The 18,707-nt window shown below is 43.6% G+C and carries 12 protein-coding genes and 3 rRNA genes; 14 read left to right on the top strand and 1 reads right to left on the bottom strand.

The window, feature by feature from the left end; translation table 11 throughout:
* The first annotated feature begins 87 nt into the window (after positions 1-87).
* From EDX97_RS10020 to EDX97_RS09975, 10 genes are all read left to right on the top strand, one after another.
* Positions 88-1,626 (top strand): 16S ribosomal RNA (locus EDX97_RS10020).
* A 204-nt stretch (positions 1,627-1,830) separates the two neighbouring features.
* Positions 1,831-4,711: ribosomal RNA gene (locus tag EDX97_RS10015) — 23S ribosomal RNA — on the top strand.
* 49 nt (positions 4,712-4,760) lie between these two features.
* Positions 4,761-4,874, top strand: a 5S ribosomal RNA gene (gene rrf, locus EDX97_RS10010).
* Together the 16S, 23S and 5S rRNA genes form the textbook arrangement of a ribosomal RNA operon.
* A 205-nt stretch (positions 4,875-5,079) precedes the next feature.
* Positions 5,080-5,757, top strand: coding sequence for a F0F1 ATP synthase subunit A (locus tag EDX97_RS10005; RefSeq protein WP_128521025.1), 678 nt, complete (start codon positions 5,080-5,082; stop codon positions 5,755-5,757).
* An 18-nt stretch (positions 5,758-5,775) separates the two neighbouring features.
* A complete protein-coding gene (gene atpE, locus EDX97_RS10000; protein ID WP_128521024.1) occupies positions 5,776-5,997 on the top strand; it encodes an ATP synthase F0 subunit C in 222 nt (73 codons plus the stop codon).
* Between the two features lies 1 nt (position 5,998).
* Positions 5,999-6,469, top strand: coding sequence for an ATP synthase F0 subunit B (locus EDX97_RS09995; RefSeq protein ID WP_128521023.1), 471 nt, complete (start codon positions 5,999-6,001; stop codon positions 6,467-6,469).
* A gap of 5 nt (positions 6,470-6,474) precedes the next feature.
* A complete protein-coding gene (gene atpA / locus EDX97_RS09990) occupies positions 6,475-8,241 on the top strand; it encodes a F0F1 ATP synthase subunit alpha (RefSeq protein WP_128521022.1) in 1,767 nt (588 codons plus the stop codon).
* Positions 8,225-9,142 carry an ATP synthase F1 subunit gamma gene (atpG, locus tag EDX97_RS09985; RefSeq protein ID WP_128521021.1) on the top strand — a complete coding sequence of 306 codons (918 nt, stop codon included), beginning with the start codon at positions 8,225-8,227 and terminating at the stop codon, positions 9,140-9,142. Before atpA ends, atpG begins: the two co-directional genes overlap by 17 nt.
* Positions 9,133-10,521, top strand: a complete 1,389-nt coding sequence (atpD, locus tag EDX97_RS09980; protein ID WP_128521020.1) for a F0F1 ATP synthase subunit beta — start codon at positions 9,133-9,135, stop codon at positions 10,519-10,521. Before atpG ends, atpD begins: the two co-directional genes overlap by 10 nt.
* 2 nt (positions 10,522-10,523) lie before the next feature.
* Positions 10,524-10,937 (top strand): FoF1 ATP synthase subunit delta/epsilon, encoded by a 414-nt coding sequence (locus EDX97_RS09975; RefSeq protein ID WP_128521019.1) that lies wholly within the window; start codon positions 10,524-10,526, stop codon positions 10,935-10,937.
* A 28-nt stretch (positions 10,938-10,965) separates the two neighbouring features.
* Here EDX97_RS09975 and EDX97_RS09970 read toward each other — a convergent pair whose 3' ends face one another.
* Positions 10,966-12,483: an ATP-binding cassette domain-containing protein gene (locus EDX97_RS09970; RefSeq protein WP_128521018.1), complete on the bottom strand. Its 1,518-nt coding sequence runs from the start codon at positions 12,481-12,483 to the stop codon at positions 10,966-10,968.
* Positions 12,484-12,684: 201 nt separating this feature from the next.
* Here EDX97_RS09970 and EDX97_RS09965 point away from each other — a divergent pair, with 201 nt between their 5' ends.
* The 4 genes from EDX97_RS09965 to EDX97_RS09950 all read left to right on the top strand — a co-directional run bounded on the left by EDX97_RS09965 (position 12,685) and on the right by EDX97_RS09950 (position 18,677).
* Positions 12,685-14,265: a glucose-6-phosphate isomerase gene (locus tag EDX97_RS09965; RefSeq protein ID WP_128521017.1), complete on the top strand. Its 1,581-nt coding sequence runs from the start codon at positions 12,685-12,687 to the stop codon at positions 14,263-14,265.
* 82 nt (positions 14,266-14,347) lie between these two features.
* Positions 14,348-15,541, top strand: coding sequence for a tRNA guanosine(34) transglycosylase Tgt (gene tgt / locus EDX97_RS09960; RefSeq protein ID WP_128521016.1), 1,194 nt, complete (start codon positions 14,348-14,350; stop codon positions 15,539-15,541).
* Positions 15,542-15,647: 106 nt separating this feature from the next.
* Complete coding sequence (gene pyk, locus EDX97_RS09955; RefSeq protein ID WP_128521015.1) at positions 15,648-17,063, top strand: pyruvate kinase; 1,416 nt, start codon at positions 15,648-15,650, stop codon at positions 17,061-17,063.
* Positions 17,064-17,132: 69 nt separating this feature from the next.
* Positions 17,133-18,677, top strand: coding sequence for an alpha-amylase family glycosyl hydrolase (locus tag EDX97_RS09950; RefSeq protein ID WP_128521014.1), 1,545 nt, complete (start codon positions 17,133-17,135; stop codon positions 18,675-18,677).
* Positions 18,678-18,707 lie beyond the last annotated feature (30 nt).

The following is an 18,707-nucleotide window of genomic DNA, read 5'->3' as shown; positions in this document are numbered from 1 at the left end:
ACGATCTTTGAAAACTGAACAGGAAACCAAGAAACACGTCAATTTCGAAAAGGAAAAAAAGATGTCAGAGACATCGTAGAGCTAAATCAAATGAAGAGTTTGATCCTGGCTCAGGATGAACGCTGGCGGCATGCCTAATACATGCAAGTCGAACGGAGAAGGAAGGTGCTTGCATCTTCCGGATCAGTGGCGAACGGGTGAGTAACACGTAGGTAACCTGCCCATGTACCCGGGACAACGGTTGGAAACGACTGCTAAAACCGGATAGGCATATGGAAGGCATCTTCGATATGTTAAAGGGGCCACGGCCCTGGACATGGATGGACCTGCGGTGCATTAGCCAGTTGGTGAGGTAACGGCCCACCAAGGCGACGATGCATAGCCGACCTGAGAGGGCGAACGGCCACATTGGGACTGAGACACGGCCCAAACTCCTACGGGAGGCAGCAGTAGGGAATTTTCGTCAATGGGGGGAACCCTGAACGAGCAATGCCGCGTGAGTGAAGACGGTCTTCGGATTGTAAAGCTCTGTTGCGAGAGAAAAAGGACAGGAAGAGGGAATGCTTCCGGTTTGATGGTATCTCGCCAGAAAGTCACGGCTAACTACGTGCCAGCAGCCGCGGTAATACGTAGGTGGCGAGCGTTATCCGGAATGATTGGGCGTAAAGGGTACGTAGGCGGCCAGATAAGTCTGGTGTGAAAGGCTGCAGCTCAACTGCAGCACTGCACTGGAAACTGTCCGGCTGGAGTGCAGAAGAGGGCGATGGAACTCCATGTGTAGCGGTAAAATGCGTAGATATATGGAAGAACACCGGTGGCGAAGGCGGTCGCCTGGTCTGCAACTGACGCTGAAGTACGAAAGCGTGGGGAGCAAATAGGATTAGATACCCTAGTAGTCCACGCCGTAAACGATGAGAACTAGGTGTTGGGGGAATAACTCAGTGCCGCAGTCAACGCAATAAGTTCTCCGCCTGGGGAGTATGCACGCAAGTGTGAAACTCAAAGGAATTGACGGGGGCCCGCACAAGCGGTGGAGTATGTGGTTTAATTCGAAGCAACGCGAAGAACCTTACCAGGCCTTGACATCCCCTGCAAAGATGCAGAGATGTATCGGAGGCTATCAGGGAGACAGGTGGTGCATGGTTGTCGTCAGCTCGTGTCGTGAGATGTTGGGTTAAGTCCCGCAACGAGCGCAACCCTTGTGATATGTTACCAGTATCAAGTTAGGGACTCATATCAGACTGCCGGTGACAAACCGGAGGAAGGTGGGGATGACGTCAAATCATCATGCCCCTTATGGCCTGGGCCACACACGTACTACAATGGCGGATACAGAGGGCAGCGACAGGGCGACCTGGAGCGAATCCCGAAAAGTCCGTCCCAGTTCGGATTGGAGTCTGCAACCCGACTCCATGAAGTTGGAATCGCTAGTAATCGCGAATCAGCATGTCGCGGTGAATACGTTCTCGGGCCTTGTACACACCGCCCGTCAAACCATGGGAGTCAGTAATACCCGAAGCCGGTGGCATAACCTTAGGGAGTGAGCCGTCGAAGGTAGGACCGATGACTGGGGTTAAGTCGTAACAAGGTATCCCTACGGGAACGTGGGGATGGATCACCTCCTTTCTAAGGAGAAAGCAAGTGTACAGAGAGATGTGCGAAAAGGATTCCTGATCAGTTTTGAGAGATCGGAAGATTTCTCAGAGATGATCTTTGAAAATCGAACAACGAAGAAGACAACAGAAGGTCTATAACGTTTAGTGAAGAAGATTTCATAAACAGTAGTAGAACAGTTCTGAAGAATCTCGAAGAAAACACGAAGAGAACCAAGATCAAGCAAGGAAGGGCGTACGGCGAATGCCTGGCCACTCAATACTGAAGAAGGACGTGCCAAACTGCGAAAAGCGACGGGGAGCTGTTAGGGAGCGAAGATCCATCGATATCCGAATGGGGGAACCCGGCCGATAGAAGATCGGTCATCATATTCTGAATCCATAGGGATATGAGAGGTACGCGGGGAACTGAAACATCTAAGTACCCGCAGGAGAAGAAAATAAGAATGATTCCCTGAGTAGCGGCGAGCGAAAGGGGACCAGCCCAAACCGTCCCGAGGGACGGGGTTGAAGGACTGCCAAAGACGAATGGAGCATAGTGGAACGCGATTGGAAGCGCGGCCGAAGAGGGTGCAAGCCCCGTAGACGACATGCGAAAGGAAGCGGGCAGGATCCTGAGTACGGCGAGACACGAGGAATCTTGTCGGAAGCAGGCGGGACCATCCGCCAAGGCTAAATATAGTTGAGTGAGCGATAGTGGACCAGTACCGTGAGGGAAAGGTGAAAAGAACCGCGGGAGCGGAGTGAAAGAGAACCTGAAACCGTATGCCTACAAGAAGTCAGAGCCCGTTGAAGGGTGATGGCGTGCCTTTTGTAGAATGAACCGGCGAGTTGCGATGAGATGCGAGGTTAAGCGGGAAAACGCGGAGCCGCAGCGAAAGCGAGTCTGAATAGGGCGGAAGTAGAACATCGCAGACCCGAAACCGGGTGATCTAGCCATGAGCAGGTTGAAGTTCAGGTGAAACTGAATGGAGGACCGAACCGACCATCGTTGAAAAGCTGGCGGATGACTTGTGGCTAGGGGAGAAATTCCAATCGAACCCGGAGATAGCTGGTTCTCCCCGAAATAGCTTTAGGGCTAGCGTCGTGAAGAACCTGATCGGAGGTAGAGCACTGAATGAGTGATGGCCCCATCCCGGGGTACTGAACTCAATCAAACTCCGAATGCCGAACAGGATGCACGGCAGTCAGACCGTGAGTGATAAAGTCCATGGTCAAGAGGGAAACAGCCCAGATCGCCAGTTAAGGTCCCAAAATTCCGGCCAAGTGGAAAAGGAAGTGGGGATGCACAGACAACTAGGAGGTTGGCTCAGAAGCAGCCATCCTTGAAAGAGTGCGTAACAGCTCACTAGTCGAGTGACCCTGCGCCGAAAATGTACCGGGGCTAAGCCGGATACCGAAACTGCGGATATCGTAAAGATGTGGTAGGGGAGCGTTGCATGCAGGAAGAAGCCGTACCGAGAGGAGCGGTGGACCGCATGGAAGCGAGAATGCCGGTGTGAGTAGCGAGATGAAGGTGAGAATCCTTCACACCGAAAGCCCAAGGATTCCAGGGGAAGGTTCGTCCGCCCTGGGTAAGTCGGGACCTAACGCGAGGCCGAAAGGCGTAGCGGATGGAAAGCAGGCAGATATTCCTGCACCCGGATGTAGAGCGAAGGAGTGACGGAGACGGGAAGCATGACCCTCTTAACGGATTGAGGGCGAAGCGAGGTAGCGGATGACCAGGCAAATCCGGTCATCGGAACGTGAAGACGTGACAGGGAAGCGAAAGAGCGATCGAGTAGCGAAGACATGCGGACCGGCTTCCAGGAAAAGCTTCTAGCAATGTATGTCCGGCCCGTACCAAAACCGACACAGGTGGGCAGGGAGAGTATCCCGAGGTGAGCGAGAGAACTGTTGCCAAGGAACTCGGCAAAATGACTCCGTAAGTTAGCGAGAAGGAGTGCTCGAAAGAGCCGCAGTGAAGAGGCCCAAGCGACTGTTTAACTAAAACACAGCTCTCTGCGAAGCCGCAAGGCGAAGTATAGAGGGTGACACCTGCCCGGTGCTGGAAGGTTAAGAGGATCTGTGAATCGAAAGAGGAAGCAGTGAGTTGAAGCCCCAGTGAACGGCGGCCGTAACTATAACGGTCCTAAGGTAGCGAAATTCCTTGTCAGGTAAGTTCTGACCCGCACGAAAGGTGTAACGATTTGGGCGCTGTCTCGGCAGCAGACTCGGTGAAATCTTAGTACCTGTGAAAATGCAGGTTACCCGCAACTAGACGGAAAGACCCCATGGAGCTTTACTGCAGCTTGATATTGAACTTTGGTCGTAGACGTACAGGATAGGTGGGAGACAGAGAGACGTGTTCGCCAGAATACGAGGAGTCGCCGGTGGGATACCACTCTTGTGCGATCGGAGTTCTAACCCAGGTCCCTGAGCGGGACCGGGGACCGTGTCAGGCAGGCAGTTTGACTGGGGCGGTCGCCTCCCAAAGAGTAACGGAGGCGCCCAAAGGTACGCTCAGATTGGATGGAAACCAATCGTCGAGTGCAAATGCAGAAGCGTGCTTGACTGTGAGACAAACAGGTCGAACAGGGACGAAAGTCGGGATTAGTGATCCGGCGGTGCCGAATGGAAGGGCCGTCGCTCAACGGATAAAAGCTACCCTGGGGATAACAGGCTGATCTCGCCCAAGAGTTCACATCGACGGCGAGGTTTGGCACCTCGATGTCGGCTCATCGCATCCTGGAGCTGGATTCGGTTCCAAGGGTTGGGCTGTCCGCCCATTAAAGCGGTACGCGAGCTGGGTTCAGAACGTCGTGAGACAGTTCGGTCCCTATCTGTTGTGGGCGTTGGAGATCTGAGGAGAGCTGTCCTCAGTACGAGAGGACCGGGATGGACCTGCCGCTGGTGCACCGGTTGTTCCGCCAGGAGCACAGCCGGGTAGCTAAGCAGGGAAAGGATAAGCGCTGAAAGCATCTAAGCACGAAGCCTACTCCAAGATGAGATCTCCCAAGAAGTAAGACCCCTTAAAGACGATAAGGTAGATAGGCCAGGGATGGAAGTACAGCGATGTACGGAGTTGACTGGTACTAATCGGTCGAGGACTTGATCTGAGAAGAGTCGGAAGCGTTGTTCGATTTTGAGAGAGCATCTCTCAAAGGATCCGGTAGCGATAGCGGAGTGGATACACCTGTTGACATCCCGAACACAGAAGTTAAGCACTCCCGCGGCGAAGATAGTTGGGCCTGCCCCTGCGAACATAGCACGCTGCCGGGTCCTTTTTTTATTATTTTTGTTTTTTCAATGAAAACGTTCCCATCGTTAAAAAACGATTGACGTCCTATTTTAATGAGCGTACAATGCAGATTGTTAGAAAAAACAAAGGTGCATTAACCCGCGATGAGGCTAGTCGGTTCACGAGTTAACGTGAATCACTGGCCTTATTTTGTTTTTTCGAAGAGGAGGTGCTGATTCTAGAATAATGGAAGAATTTACCAACGAGTTAATTCAGCAGTTACATGTAAATACGGTTTTTACCATTGGCCCGTTTGCGATTGCTGAATCGGTGGTCGTTAGTTGGTTGGTCATGGCCATCTTGGTCGCCTTAGCCATCTGGTTAACACGCGGTTTGAAAGTGCATGATCCAAGCAAGAAGCAAGTCGTTGCAGAACTGATTGTTACATGGTTGGATTCTTTTACACAATCGATGCTCGGACCAAATGCCAAAGAATATAGTGGTTATATTTCTACGGTCCTATTATATATAGGTTTAGCCAATATCATTGGTATCTTTGGTTTAAAACCACCGACAAAAGATTTGAATGTAACGATCGCGTTAGCCCTGATGAGCATTGTCTTAATTGAAGTCAGTGGTATTCGCGCAAAAGGATGTAAAGGTTGGTTAAAAAGTTTTGCCCAACCGATGGCAATTGTTACCCCTATCAATATTTTAGAGTTGGTCACTCGACCACTATCGCTATGTATGCGATTATTCGGAAACGTATTGGGTGCATTTGTTATTATGGAACTCATCAAAATGGTAGTTCCAGTTATTATACCAAGTATTTTTAGTCTATATTTTGATTTTTTTGATGGCTTTATACAAGCCTATGTGTTTGTCTTTTTGACATCACTGTTTATTGCGGAAGCAACAGAATAAAATAGGAGGAAAAGAAAAATGAGTTTAACAGCAATTGGAGTTGGTATGGCAGCATTAGCCGTTGTTGGTGGTGGATTAGGAATTGGTATTGCCACATCGAGTGCCGTTAAGGCCGTTGCTCAACAACCAGAAGCAGACGGAAAAATTATGCGTAACTTATTGTTAGGATCGGCATTGGCAGAAGCCACAGCTATTTACGGTTTCGTATTGGGTATCTTGATCATCTTCATGGTGAAGTAGTATGTTACGTATTGATTCCAATGTACTTTGGACAATCATTAACTTACTTGTACTCTATGCATTGATGAAGAAATTTTTGTTTAAACCGGTTCGCGAAATCATTGCGAAGCGCAATGAAGAAATTGATTCTTCCTTTGCGGATGCAGCCAAAGATAAAGAAACAGCCCAGGCTCTCAAAGCGCAGGCCGATGAAAAACTCGCAACCATTCATGAACAATGCAATGCTGAATTGGCGAAAGCGAAAACAGAGGCTAGCCAGCAATATGAACAAATCATTGCGGATGCCAATGCAAAGTCAGAAGAAATGATTGCTCAAGCACGCTTAAAAACCAAAGAAGCTGCAGATCAAGAAAAGATCAAAGCCCAAAACGAAATGGCAGCTCTGATCGATCAAGCAGCCAAGAAAGTGGTTGGTCAAAAAAGCGATGCCGACTTATATGATGATTTTATTAAAGAAATGGATGAAGGATAATGGATATGAAACAAAAAAATTTAACCGCTACACTGCGATGTGTGACACGTCCAACCTCTGCCCAGGCCGATAAGATCAAAACCTTTCTGAAAGAAAAGTATGATTGTAGTGATGTTACGCTAAATATCGAAATAGATCCAAGCGTGCGTGGTGGATTTATCTTACACGCTGGTAATGATGAATACGATTGGTCGACTCGTTCGCGTCAAGAACAGTTGACAGATCAAATCAAAGCGGCTAGGGATAAAGCTTTACGCATGAAAAAAGATGGAACTTTGATGACAATCTTAAAAGAAGCCATCGAACAATTTGAGGCGCAAGCGGCCACCAATGAAGTGGGCTATGTCGAAACGATTGGTGATGGTATTGCGACCATTTCCGGAATCGAACATGCGATGTATGGAGAAGTTGTTGTCTTTGAAGATGGAACCAAAGGTATGGTACAAGATATCAACGATGATGGTATTGGCGTTATCTTGTTTGATACAGATGGATTGATTGGTCAAGGCACCAAAGTTTCTCGTACCAAGCTACAAGCAGGTATGCCTGTTGGTCCGGATTTTTTAGGTCGTGTTGTGGATGCCTTAGGAAATCCTATTGATGGACAAGGCACCATCGATTCAGAAGAGATCCGTCCTATTGAAGAGCCTGCCCCAAGCATTATTGATCGTAAACCTGTAACGACCCCATTGGAAACCGGAATTCTTTCGATTGATTCTATGTTCCCCATTGGTCGAGGTCAACGTGAGTTGATCATTGGCGATCAACAAACCGGAAAGACATCAATTGCTTTGGATACGATCTTGAACCAAAAAGGCAAAGATTGTATTTGTATTTATGTTTCCATTGCCCAAAAGGCATCGACCGTGGCTAACTTAGTGAATACCTTAAAGAAAAATGATGCGATGGACTATACCATTGTGGTGACTTCAACAGCTGCGGATGCTCCAAGTTTACAATATATTGCTCCTTATGCAGCTACCTCCTTAGGTGAGTATTTTATGCATCGTGGCAAAGATGTATTGATCGTCTATGATGATCTTTCTAAACATGCCGTTGCGTACCGTACCATTTCACTATTATTAGGTCGTAGCCCAGGTCGTGAAGCGTATCCAGGTGATGTCTTCTATCTGCATTCTCGTTTATTGGAACGTTCCAGTCGTCTATCGGATGAAAAAGGGGGCGGATCCATTACGGCTTTGCCAATTATTGAAACGCAAGATGGTGATGTCAGTGCCTATATCCCAACCAATGTTATTTCCATTACCGATGGTCAAATCTTCTTGGAAAGTGATTTATTCTTTGAAGGTCAACGACCAGCCGTAAACGTTGGTTTGTCGGTTTCTCGTGTTGGTGGTGCTGCCCAAACGAAAGCCATGAAAAAAGCATCTGGTTCTTTGCGTATTGATTTAGCCCAATATCGAGAAATGAAAGAATTTACTCAATTTGCTTCAGATCTTGATGATGCGACCAAACGTCAATTGGCTCATGGCCAAGTCTTGATGGAACTATTGAAACAACCATTGAATCATCCCATGGATCAAGCCGATCAAATTATGGCTTTAGTGGTTGCCGATGCCAATTTGTTGAGTGATGTTCCTGTCGATCAAATCAAAGACGAAGAAACGAAGATGTTAGCATGGTTGGATAGTGAACATAGTGAATTGGCTCGTGAAATTCACACAACGGGTGAATTAGCGGATGATCTAAAAGATCGCATTATTGCAGCCGCTAAGGAGTATCGAGGATTGGAACATGTCAGCCATTCGTGAAATTAAAGATCGCATGACCGGTATCCAATCCACCATGAAGATTACCAAGGCCATGTATATGATTTCATCGACCAAAATGAATAAAGCCAAACAAAGTTTGGCCAATACCGAGCCCTATTTCTATTCTCTGCAAAAAGTTATGTTGACCATTTTGCAAAGCATGCCCGATAACTTTCATCATCCTTATTTGGATGAGCGAAAATATATCAATCAAGATAATCAACGTCGTGCCGTTATTTGTGTCACGGGTGATAAAGGATTGGCCGGTGCCTACAACCACAACGTCTTAAAGATGACGGAACAGATGTTGAAAGGCTTTAAAAACTATAAACTTTATATGGTTGGTGAAGTCGGACGTCAATATTTTATGCGTCGTCATATTCCCATTGAAGAAAATTTCTTATATACAGCGCAAAATCCTACGTTGCCTAAAGCACGTTCGATGGCTAGTAAAATGTTGGATCTATTTGAAAATAAAAAGATTGATGAATTGTATATTGTCTATACGCGGATGGAATCTTCCACACAGTTTGCACCAGATATCGAACAACTATTGCCTTTTTATCGGTTGAATCGTGATGTCGAAGTAGATGGTGAACAAAATATGAGCTACGAATTGGAACCAAGTCCAAAAGTTTTATTGGATACGGTCATCCCCGATTATTTAGCTGGTTATCTTTATAGTTGTTTGGTGGAATCGTATGCAGCCGAGCACTTTGCTCGTATGCAAGCGATGGATTCAGCCAATAAGAATGGTGAAGATTTGTTGGCGCAATTATCGTTGCAGTACAATCGTCAAAGACAAGCGCAAATCACCCAGGAAATCACCGAAGTAGCGGCGGGGGCAAAGGCGCGCAAACAACAATTAGAAAAGAAAAGGAGACGTGCCACATGCAAATAGGAAAAATCACACAAGTTATGGGGCCTGTTGTCGATGTTCATTTTCCATCGACACCATTGCCCTTGATCCATACGGCCTTGCAGGTGGATAACCATGGCAAGAAATGCATCATGGAAGTCATGCAACATGTGGGAACCGACACGGTTCGATGCATCATGTTGTCACCCAGTGAAGGCCTTCAAAAAGATATGCCCGTTTTATCCCAAGATATGGGAATCGAAGTTCCTGTTGGTAAACAAAACTTAGGCCGTTTGTTTAATGTATTGGGCGATACCATCGATGGAAAAGAAGCCATCGATACCGATACGTATTGGGAAATTCATCGAAAACCACCAAAGTTTGAAGATCAATCCCCTGTCACTGAAGTTTTGGAAACGGGTATCAAAGTCATTGACTTAATTGCACCCTATGCCAAGGGAGGCAAGGTTGGTTTGTTCGGTGGTGCCGGTGTTGGTAAAACCGTATTGATTCAGGAATTGATTCGCAATATTGCCAGTGAACATGGAGGTTATTCCATCTTTACCGGTGTTGGAGAACGTAGTCGTGAAGGAAACGACTTATGGACCGAAATGAGTGAATCTGGTGTTATTGATAATACTGCCTTAGTTTTTGGTCAAATGAATGAATCGCCAGGTGCTCGTATGCGTGTAGCCGAAACGGGATTGACCATGGCCGAATATTTCCGTGATGTGGAACACAAAGACGTCTTATTGTTTATTGATAATATCTTCCGTTTTGTCCAAGCTGGTTCTGAAGTCTCTTCTTTGTTGGGACGTATGCCATCGGCCGTTGGTTATCAACCAACATTAGCCAATGAAATGGGCCAACTTCAAGAACGTATCGCATCAACGAAGAATGGTTCGGTTACTTCAGTACAAGCTGTTTATGTACCTGCCGATGATTTGACCGACCCTGCTCCCGCAACCACATTTGAGCATTTGGATGCAACAACGGTATTGTCTCGTAAAGTCGTTGAACAAGGTATTTATCCTGCCGTAGATCCATTGGAATCGAGTTCACGAATTCTACAAGCCGATATTGTGGGTAAGGAACATTATGATACGGCTCAAGAAGTCTTGCAGTATCTGCAAAAGTATAAAGAGCTACAAGATATCATCGCTATCTTAGGTATGGAAGAATTAAGTGATGAAGATAAGACGATTGTTGCTCGTGCGCGTCGTTTACGTAACTTCATGGCACAACCATTCCACGTAGCCGAACAATTTACTTCCATTCCTGGTAAATATGTACCATTGAAAGATACCATCAAAGGTTTCCGTGCCATCTTGGATGGTGAAATGGATCAATATCCAGAAAGTGCCTTCTTCAATGTCGGTACAATCGATGATGTTATTGAAAAAGCGAAAGAAGTGGAATAAACATGACAGCTGTATTTGACTTAAAAATCATGGCTAGCGATCATGTATTCTATAATGATAAAGCGCAAGTACTGACTGTGCACACACCCGAAGGATCCAAACAATTCTTAGCCCATCATGCCAAGAGCATTTATGCGATTACGCCTGGTGAATTAAAGATTCGTAAAGAAGATGGATCGGAAATTAAAGTTGTTAGTGGGTTTGGCACCATGATCTTTAGTGACAATCAAGCCGAAGTCCTTGTCGATACATGTGAGACGCAGTCGGAATTGGATCAGCGAAGAGCGAAAGAAGCTTTAGAACGAGCCAAAGAAAAAATGCGTCAGAAACAATCGCAACGTGAATATAAGATGTCACAAGCGGCCATGGCCAGAGCTTTAGCACGTCTACAATTTAAAGATAAGAGTATTAATTAACGGAATCCATGCAAGGATTCCGTTTTTTTTAGGATATATGAAGTCCGGTATCATCCAGGACATAGACCACATCACAAACTTCTGAAATATACTTACGATCATGGGATACACTGATGATCGTTCCCGAAAATTGTTGGAACATGGAACGAATCAAAGGGTTAGATAACGGTGATAAATTACGAGTAGGCTCATCCAAGATCAATACATTCGCTTGTTTCAATCCCATCGCTAAGAAAAAACATTTGGCAAGTTGACCACCCGAAAGCTGAGCCAAATCATGTTCCATTTCTTCTCGTGTAAACTTTAAGGCAGCTAGTCCATTACGAATAATGGTTTGATTGGAACAATACGTACTTAAAAAAGCGATTGGACTTTGGGCCAGATCCATTTGATCACTATAGTTTTGGGGCATATATGCGACTGTAATATCTTCTCTTTTCACCAATTGATCATAAATGATATTTAATAATGTGGATTTTCCGGCACCATTTTTGCCAATGATACAAACTTTTTCGGGTCCAACAATGGATAGATTGATGTTTTGTGCCAACATTCGATTGGTTTTTAATGTATCAAGATGCAACTGAATGATTTGTTTACTCGTTGGAATTGGCGTTGGATCCATCCACATCCAACGAATGGCTTCTTCTTGTTCAGGAATGTCTAACATATTCGCATCGTCTTTTTCAAAGCGGCGTTCCATGGATTTAACGGCATGCATCTTTTTCTTTAATAATTGACCACCATGGGCATCTTGACGCGTAATGGTGTTTTGGGCATGTTCCACTTTTTGTTGGATGCGTTGGAACTTGGCATCGCGTTCCTTTTTTTCTTTTCGTTGTTCTTGGGCTTGTTGCATTTGATGCGCATAAGCTCTTTGGCGCGTTTGTAGATAGGTGGAATAATCGCCTTTAAACAAGCTGACTTTGGGCTGGGTCTTCTTTTTTAATTGTTCAAAATGAAGGATTTGATTGGCGGTATTTTCAATCAAAGTTTCATCGTGAGTGATATAGAAAAGAATGCCAGGATAGGCGTTGATCCATGTTTCCAACCATTCGAGTGTTTGAATATCCAGATCATTGGATGGTTCATCCAAAAGAATACAAGTGGGTTCATCCAACAAAAGGCGCAAGAGTTGCACTTTTACTTTTTCACCACCGGAAAGAGTCATCATTTTCTGATCACTAAAAGCAAGATCAGCGGGTGATCCCAAGGTTTTGGCATATTTGCCAATATCGGTTTGATGATCAAAAAAAGCTTCACTTTCACAGAAAAATTCATAGATAGTCAAAGCTTGATCTTTTGCGGGTAATTGTTGCGGTAAATAGGCCAATCGTTCGTTGGTTTGGATGCATTGACCATGATATTCAATATAGGATTGTATGTAGCTTGGATCATAGATCCATTGTAGAAAGGTCGATTTGCCATTGCCTTCTTCACCAATCAGAACGATTTTATCACCGGGATTGGCTGTCATCGAAAAATTGTTCATGAGATAATGGCCATCTTTTGTATGTAGTAGAGTACAGTTTTGAATTTGCAGCATAGAATGATTCTCCTCCTTTTTGTATGATCGTGATTTAAAGAGTCGAATTTAGAATCATTCTTCCACCTCCCTTCTAATATTTCCATAAAACAACATTCTTTCGGTGATGTCAACCTTGGAAAAAATGCTTAAATAGTCTATCATATAAATAGTCTATCATAATAGTGATATTTGTGTAATACACAGGGAGGTTTAAAGTTCATGGTAAATTGGACGAATTTTGATGCGTTGGATTCGTATCAAGCATTAAAAAATGTAGATGCAGTGAATGTTCGTGAAGTCATGTCAGGTGAATCAGGTGCACAACGTGTAAAAAAATATAGTGTACCAATGGCAGAAGGTATGGCTTATAACTATGCGGCAAAAGCTGTAGATGATGATATCTTAGCTGTTCTACAAAAATTATCGGATGAAGCACAATTAACTGAAAAATATGAAGAATTGTATAATGGTGCCGTCATCAATACCGGTGAAAAGCGTTTGGTTCTTCATCAATTGTGCCGTGGTCAATTAGGTAAAGATGTTGTTGTGGATGGAGTCAATAAACGTGAATTCTATCAAGCTCAACAAGATCGTATCGCCAAATTTGCGAATGATGTTCATGCTGGTAAGATCGTCAATGGCAAGGGTGAAAAATTCACAACGGTTGTTCAAATCGGAATTGGTGGTAGTGATTTAGGACCTCGTGCTTTATATTTGGCTTTGGAAAACTGGGCAAAAACAAATCATACATTAAAGATGCAAGCTGCCTTTATTTCCAATGTCGATCCAGATGATGCATCGGCTGTCTTAAATAATATTGATGTTGAACATGCTTTATTCATCGTTGTATCGAAATCGGGAACAACATTGGAAACATTGACAAATGCAGCCTTTGTGGAAGATGCATTGAAAAAAGCTGGTGTGGATCCTTCCAAGCATATGTTAGCTTGTACAAGTGAAACATCTCCATTGGCCAACAATGATAAATTCTTAGATTCTTTCTATATGGATGACTATATTGGTGGTCGTTATTCTTCAAGTTCTGCAGTTGGATGCTGCGTATTATCGTTGGCATTTGGACCTGAAGTATTTGCTCGTTTGATGGCTGGTGCCCATGCAGCGGATGAAACAGCTAAAGAAAAAGATATTTTGAAAAACCCATCTTTATTGGATGCTTTGATTGGTGTTTATGAACGTAACTTCCTTGATTATGCGACAACAGCTGTATTGCCTTATTCACAAGCTTTGTCACGTTTCCCAGCTCACCTTCAACAATTGGATATGGAATCCAATGGTAAATCAGTAAACCGTTTTGGTGAAAAAGTCAATTATGTAACAGGACCAATCATCTTTGGTGAACCAGGTACCAATGGTCAACATTCTTTCTATCAATTGTTGCATCAAGGAAAGACCATTGTTCCACTTCAATTCATTGGTTTCAAAGATAGCCAAATTGGTAATGATGTTGTTATTGAAGGTTCGACTTCACAAAAGAAATTGGATGCCAATGTAGCTGCTCAAATCGTTGCGTTTGCGTGTGGTAAAGACGATGAAAATCCAAATAAGAACTTCGATGGTGGTCGTCCATCCAGCATCATCATTGGTCAACAATTGAATCCAGAAACTTTAGGTGCATTATTGGCTCACTTTGAAAATAAAGTTATGTTCCAAGGTTTTGTATGGAATATCAACAGTTTCGACCAAGAAGGTGTTCAATTAGGTAAAGTTCTTGCAAAACGTGTATTGGCACATGATACCGATGGTGCATTAGCTGTATACAGTGATTTATTAGAAATCTAATCATTCGATTGATATTTTTGACTAGAAGTGTAACTTCTAGTCTTTTTTTGTGTATAATGGTCATTGTTTTAGGAGGATTCCCATGCATCAAAATGATTTTTCTTTTGAAATTACTCAAAAAATCCCCCACCAATTAGGTCGAGCGGGGATCATACATACACCTCATGGTGATATTCAAACGCCTGCCTTTATGTGTGTGGGTACACGTGGTCAAGTGCCTTTTTTACCCATGGAAGATCTACATCGAATTGGCGGCCAAGCCATGTTAAGCAATGGCTATCATTTACGTAAGACTTCGTATGAAATTGCCAATCAAGGCGGATTGGCCCAATGGTCTGGCTGGCATGGCCCAACCCTAACCGATTCAGGGGGCTTTCAAGTCATGTCTTTAGGATCGGGATCGGGTAAAGTGGTCAATATGGATACGCATAAGCCATTGGAAAATACGCCAATGGAAAAACGGTTGGCCAAAGTTAGCGAAGCCGGTGTTGAATTTGAAGATTATCTAACCGGAGACATGGATTTTATTGGTCCTGAAGAATCGATGCAGATTCAATGTCGGATTGGTGCGGATATTCATATGGCCTTTGATGAATTGACCTCGTTAGCTGATTCGTATGATTATAATGTGGAAGCGATGCATCGTACCGAGCGTTGGGCCCAACGCAGTCTAGATGAACATCAAAAACACTGTATGGATCTGGGTTACTATCAAGCTTTATATGGTTGTATTCAAGGAGGTCGATGGGAAGATCTACGTCGATCCACATCTAAAAAATTAGGATCCATGGATTTTGATGGATATGGATTGGGTGGTGCTTTCCAAAAATCCGATCTTGGCAATATTCTTCGTTGGTGCAATGAAGAATTACCAGAAAATAAACCAAAACATTTATTAGGCCTTTCTCATCCCGATGATATCTTGATTGGGGCCGAACAAGGGGCGGATACTTTTGATTGTGTAGCGCCTGCTAGGGAAGCGCGGCATGGACGTATCTATACGCATCATGGCTTTTATCATTTAAACTTGCAGCATCCGCATGACTTATTAGAAAAAGGCTGTGATTGTCCGACTTGTCAGGCGGGTTATACCCAAGGGGAATTGCGTGAAATGCAGAAATCCGAAGATAAGGCCATTCGCTATGAATATTTCCGTTTAGCCACCATGCACAATTTACGCTTTATTATTCGCTTGACAGAAGAAATTCGAGCTGCCATATTGGATGGCCATTTTGAATGGTATAAAAATGCCTTTTTAAAAGAATATCGACAATAAATTGTAAGGTCTAAATCAAATCTTAAGTTGAAAACGTTTACTTCTTTATTTTTGAAAAAAATCGTGTATGATACTAATGAATTAAAGGAATCGAGAGGTAAAAAGGATGAGAAAGACAAAGATTATTTGTACTTTAGGACCTGCTAGTGAAGATGACGAAACTATCACTGAGTTAATGAAGGCAGGGATGAATGTTGCTCGTTTTAACTTTTCACATGGATCCCATGAAGAGCATAAAGCAAAATTTGAAAAGGTTATTCGTTTACGTCACGAATTGGATTTACCAGTAGCGACGTTATTGGATACAAAAGGACCAGAAATTCGTTTGCGTGATTTTGAAAATGGTAGTGTTGAATTAAAGGAAGGTCAACGCTTTACCCTAACAACCGATGAAGTCATGGGAAATGAAGAACGTGTTTCTGTTTCTTATAAAGAAATGACACAGGATGTAATTCCTGGTGGAACGGTTTTGATCGATGATGGTTTGGTTGCCTTAAATGTATTGGAAATCAATGGACCCGATATCGTTTGTGAAGTCATGAATGGTGGTGTCATTTCCAATAAGAAGGGTGTCAATATCCCAAATATTGATTTATCAATGCCATTCATTTCCGAAAAAGATCGCGATGATTTGATTTTTGGATGTGAAATGGGATTTGAATATTGTGCGGCATCGTTTACACGTACAGCACAAGATATCTTGGATATCCGTAAGATCTTTGATGAACATGGTGGACATATGAAGATCATTGCCAAGATTGAAAGTATGCAAGGTGTTAAGAATGTCGATGAAATCTTGGATGTAGCCGATGGTATCATGGTTGCTCGTGGTGACTTAGGTGTTGAAGTACCATTGGAAGATGTACCTATCATCCAGAAACAAATTATTGAAAAATGTATCAAACGTGGCAAGATCGTTGTGACGGCAACCCAAATGTTGGATTCAATGATCCACAATCCACGTCCAACGCGTGCCGAAGCCAATGACGTGGCCAATGCTATTTACCAAGGTACAACTGCTATTATGTTGTCGGGTGAAACCGCCAATGGTAAATATCCTGTATTGGCTTGTCGTACGATGGCGCGTATCGCTAAACGTGTGGAAGAAGACGTGGATTACGATAAAATTGGTCGTTTGCGTTCCCAAAGTTCCAAAGTTTCACAAACTCGTGCCGTATCGCATGCAGCTGTTACTTTAGCTAAGGATATCAATGCCAAAGCTATCCTTTGTGTCACGATTTCCGGATATACAGGACGTCGTATTGCGAGCTACCATCCAGATCGTCAAGTCATTGCTTGTACGATTTCCGAGACCGTTGCTTGTCAAATGAACTTGTTGTTTGGGGTTTCTCCATTGACGATTCCGCAACAAGATAAAACGGAAATGTTGTTTAGTTCAGCACTTCATGCAGCGAAAAAAGCTGGATTAGTAGATAAAGGCGATTCTGTCGTTCTTTGTGCCGGTGTGCCATTGGGAGAATCGGGTAAAACGAACATGATCCGTGTCATGGATGTGGACTAGTGTTTATTGAGGTCAGAAATGACCTCTTTTTTTATGTTATAATGGTGGTATTTATAGGGAGGTATGCATATGGCTTGGTTTGATGAATCGGTGTTTTATCACATTTATCCATTGGGATTGGTAGGTGCACCGAAAAAAAACAAATATACAAAACCGGTATCTCGAATCAAAGAAATCATTCCTTGGGTCGATCATTTGGTGGACATTGGATGCAATGCCTTGTATATAGGGCCATTATTTCAATCGGTGGGTCATGGGTATGAAACTACCGACTACAAGACATTGGATAGTCGTTTGGGAACCAATGAAGATCTGATTGATTTTGTGAAATATTGCCATAAAAAAAAGGTTCATGTGATTTTTGATGGTGTATTCAATCATGTGGGCCGTGATTTCTTTGCGTTTCAAGATGTAAAGAAAAATCGCGAACAATCTGCGTATAAAGATTGGTTTTGTAACGTCAATTTCAATAATGATAATTCCTATCATGATGGCTTTAACTATGACAATTGGGGTGGCTATGATTTATTGGTTAAATTGAATCAAAGAAATCCAGCCGTCATTGATTATATTTGTTCGGTAATTCAATATTGGGTGGATACCTTTGATGTGGATGGCATTCGTTTGGATGCGGCCGATGTATTGGATTTTGATTTTATGAAAGCCTTGCGCCAACAAGCCGCTACCATCAAACCCGACTTTTATTTGATGGGAGAAGTTATTCATGGGGAATATAATCGTTGGTCCAATCCGGAACATCTACATGCCGTAACCAATTATGCACTGCATAAAGCTTTGTATTCTGGTCATAATGAACATAATTACTTCGAGATTGCACATACGGTCAAACGCTTAAACGATATGGGACACATTCGTTTGTATAATTTTGTGGATAATCATGATGTAGCGCGGATTGCTTCCAAACTGACCAATCCAGCCCATTTGATTCCGGTGCATATTTTATTGTATACATTACCGGGTGTTCCTTCGATTTATTATGGCAGTGAATGGGCGATTGAAGGTAAGAAAGAATGTTGGTCCGATTGGAATTTACGTCCACAAATTGATTTAGAGTCTATGCAAGAGATTCCTTTGACGCAAGTCATTTCCACGTTGGGACATGTACGCCAAACCACACCGGCTATATCGTATGGAGAGTATCAAGAATTGTTGCTGACCAATCGTCAATATGCCTATCGTCGTGGCAATGTAGTCGTAATGGTCAATAATGATGAAAATGTAGCCCACATCGATGTATCTGTAGATAATGGTACGTATACCGGCGTATTATCGGGACAAGTGATGGAAATAAAAGATGGTCATATGGCGGTGGATCTTCCTGCTTGTGGTGGAGAAATTTGGCTACCGGATCGAGAAGAAACATTTGAACCGATTGATTATCAAGTGGATATGCCAAAACCAGAAGAAAAGACGATTGATCTTCCGAAAGAAGTGCGTCAAGTACCGTATGAAGAGATGAGCGTAGAAGAGCTACAAGCTTGTATCTTGCAGAAAATGGCCAACAATGGATCGGTAACGGAACAGATGAAACAGTCGGTTTTAGAGAATGTTTACCATGATTCATTGTTAAATTGGGTAAAGAGTTTTCGTTGAACATGGAAACAAGCATCAATAAGGCGTATA

This window comes from Absicoccus porci, assembly GCF_003725415.1.
In the GTDB taxonomy this organism is placed as follows: Bacteria; Bacillota_I; Bacilli_A; order Erysipelotrichales; family Erysipelotrichaceae; genus Absicoccus; species Absicoccus porci.
The sequence above is the reverse complement of the archived record's forward strand: the minus strand, read 5'-3'. Positions and strand labels throughout refer to the sequence as shown.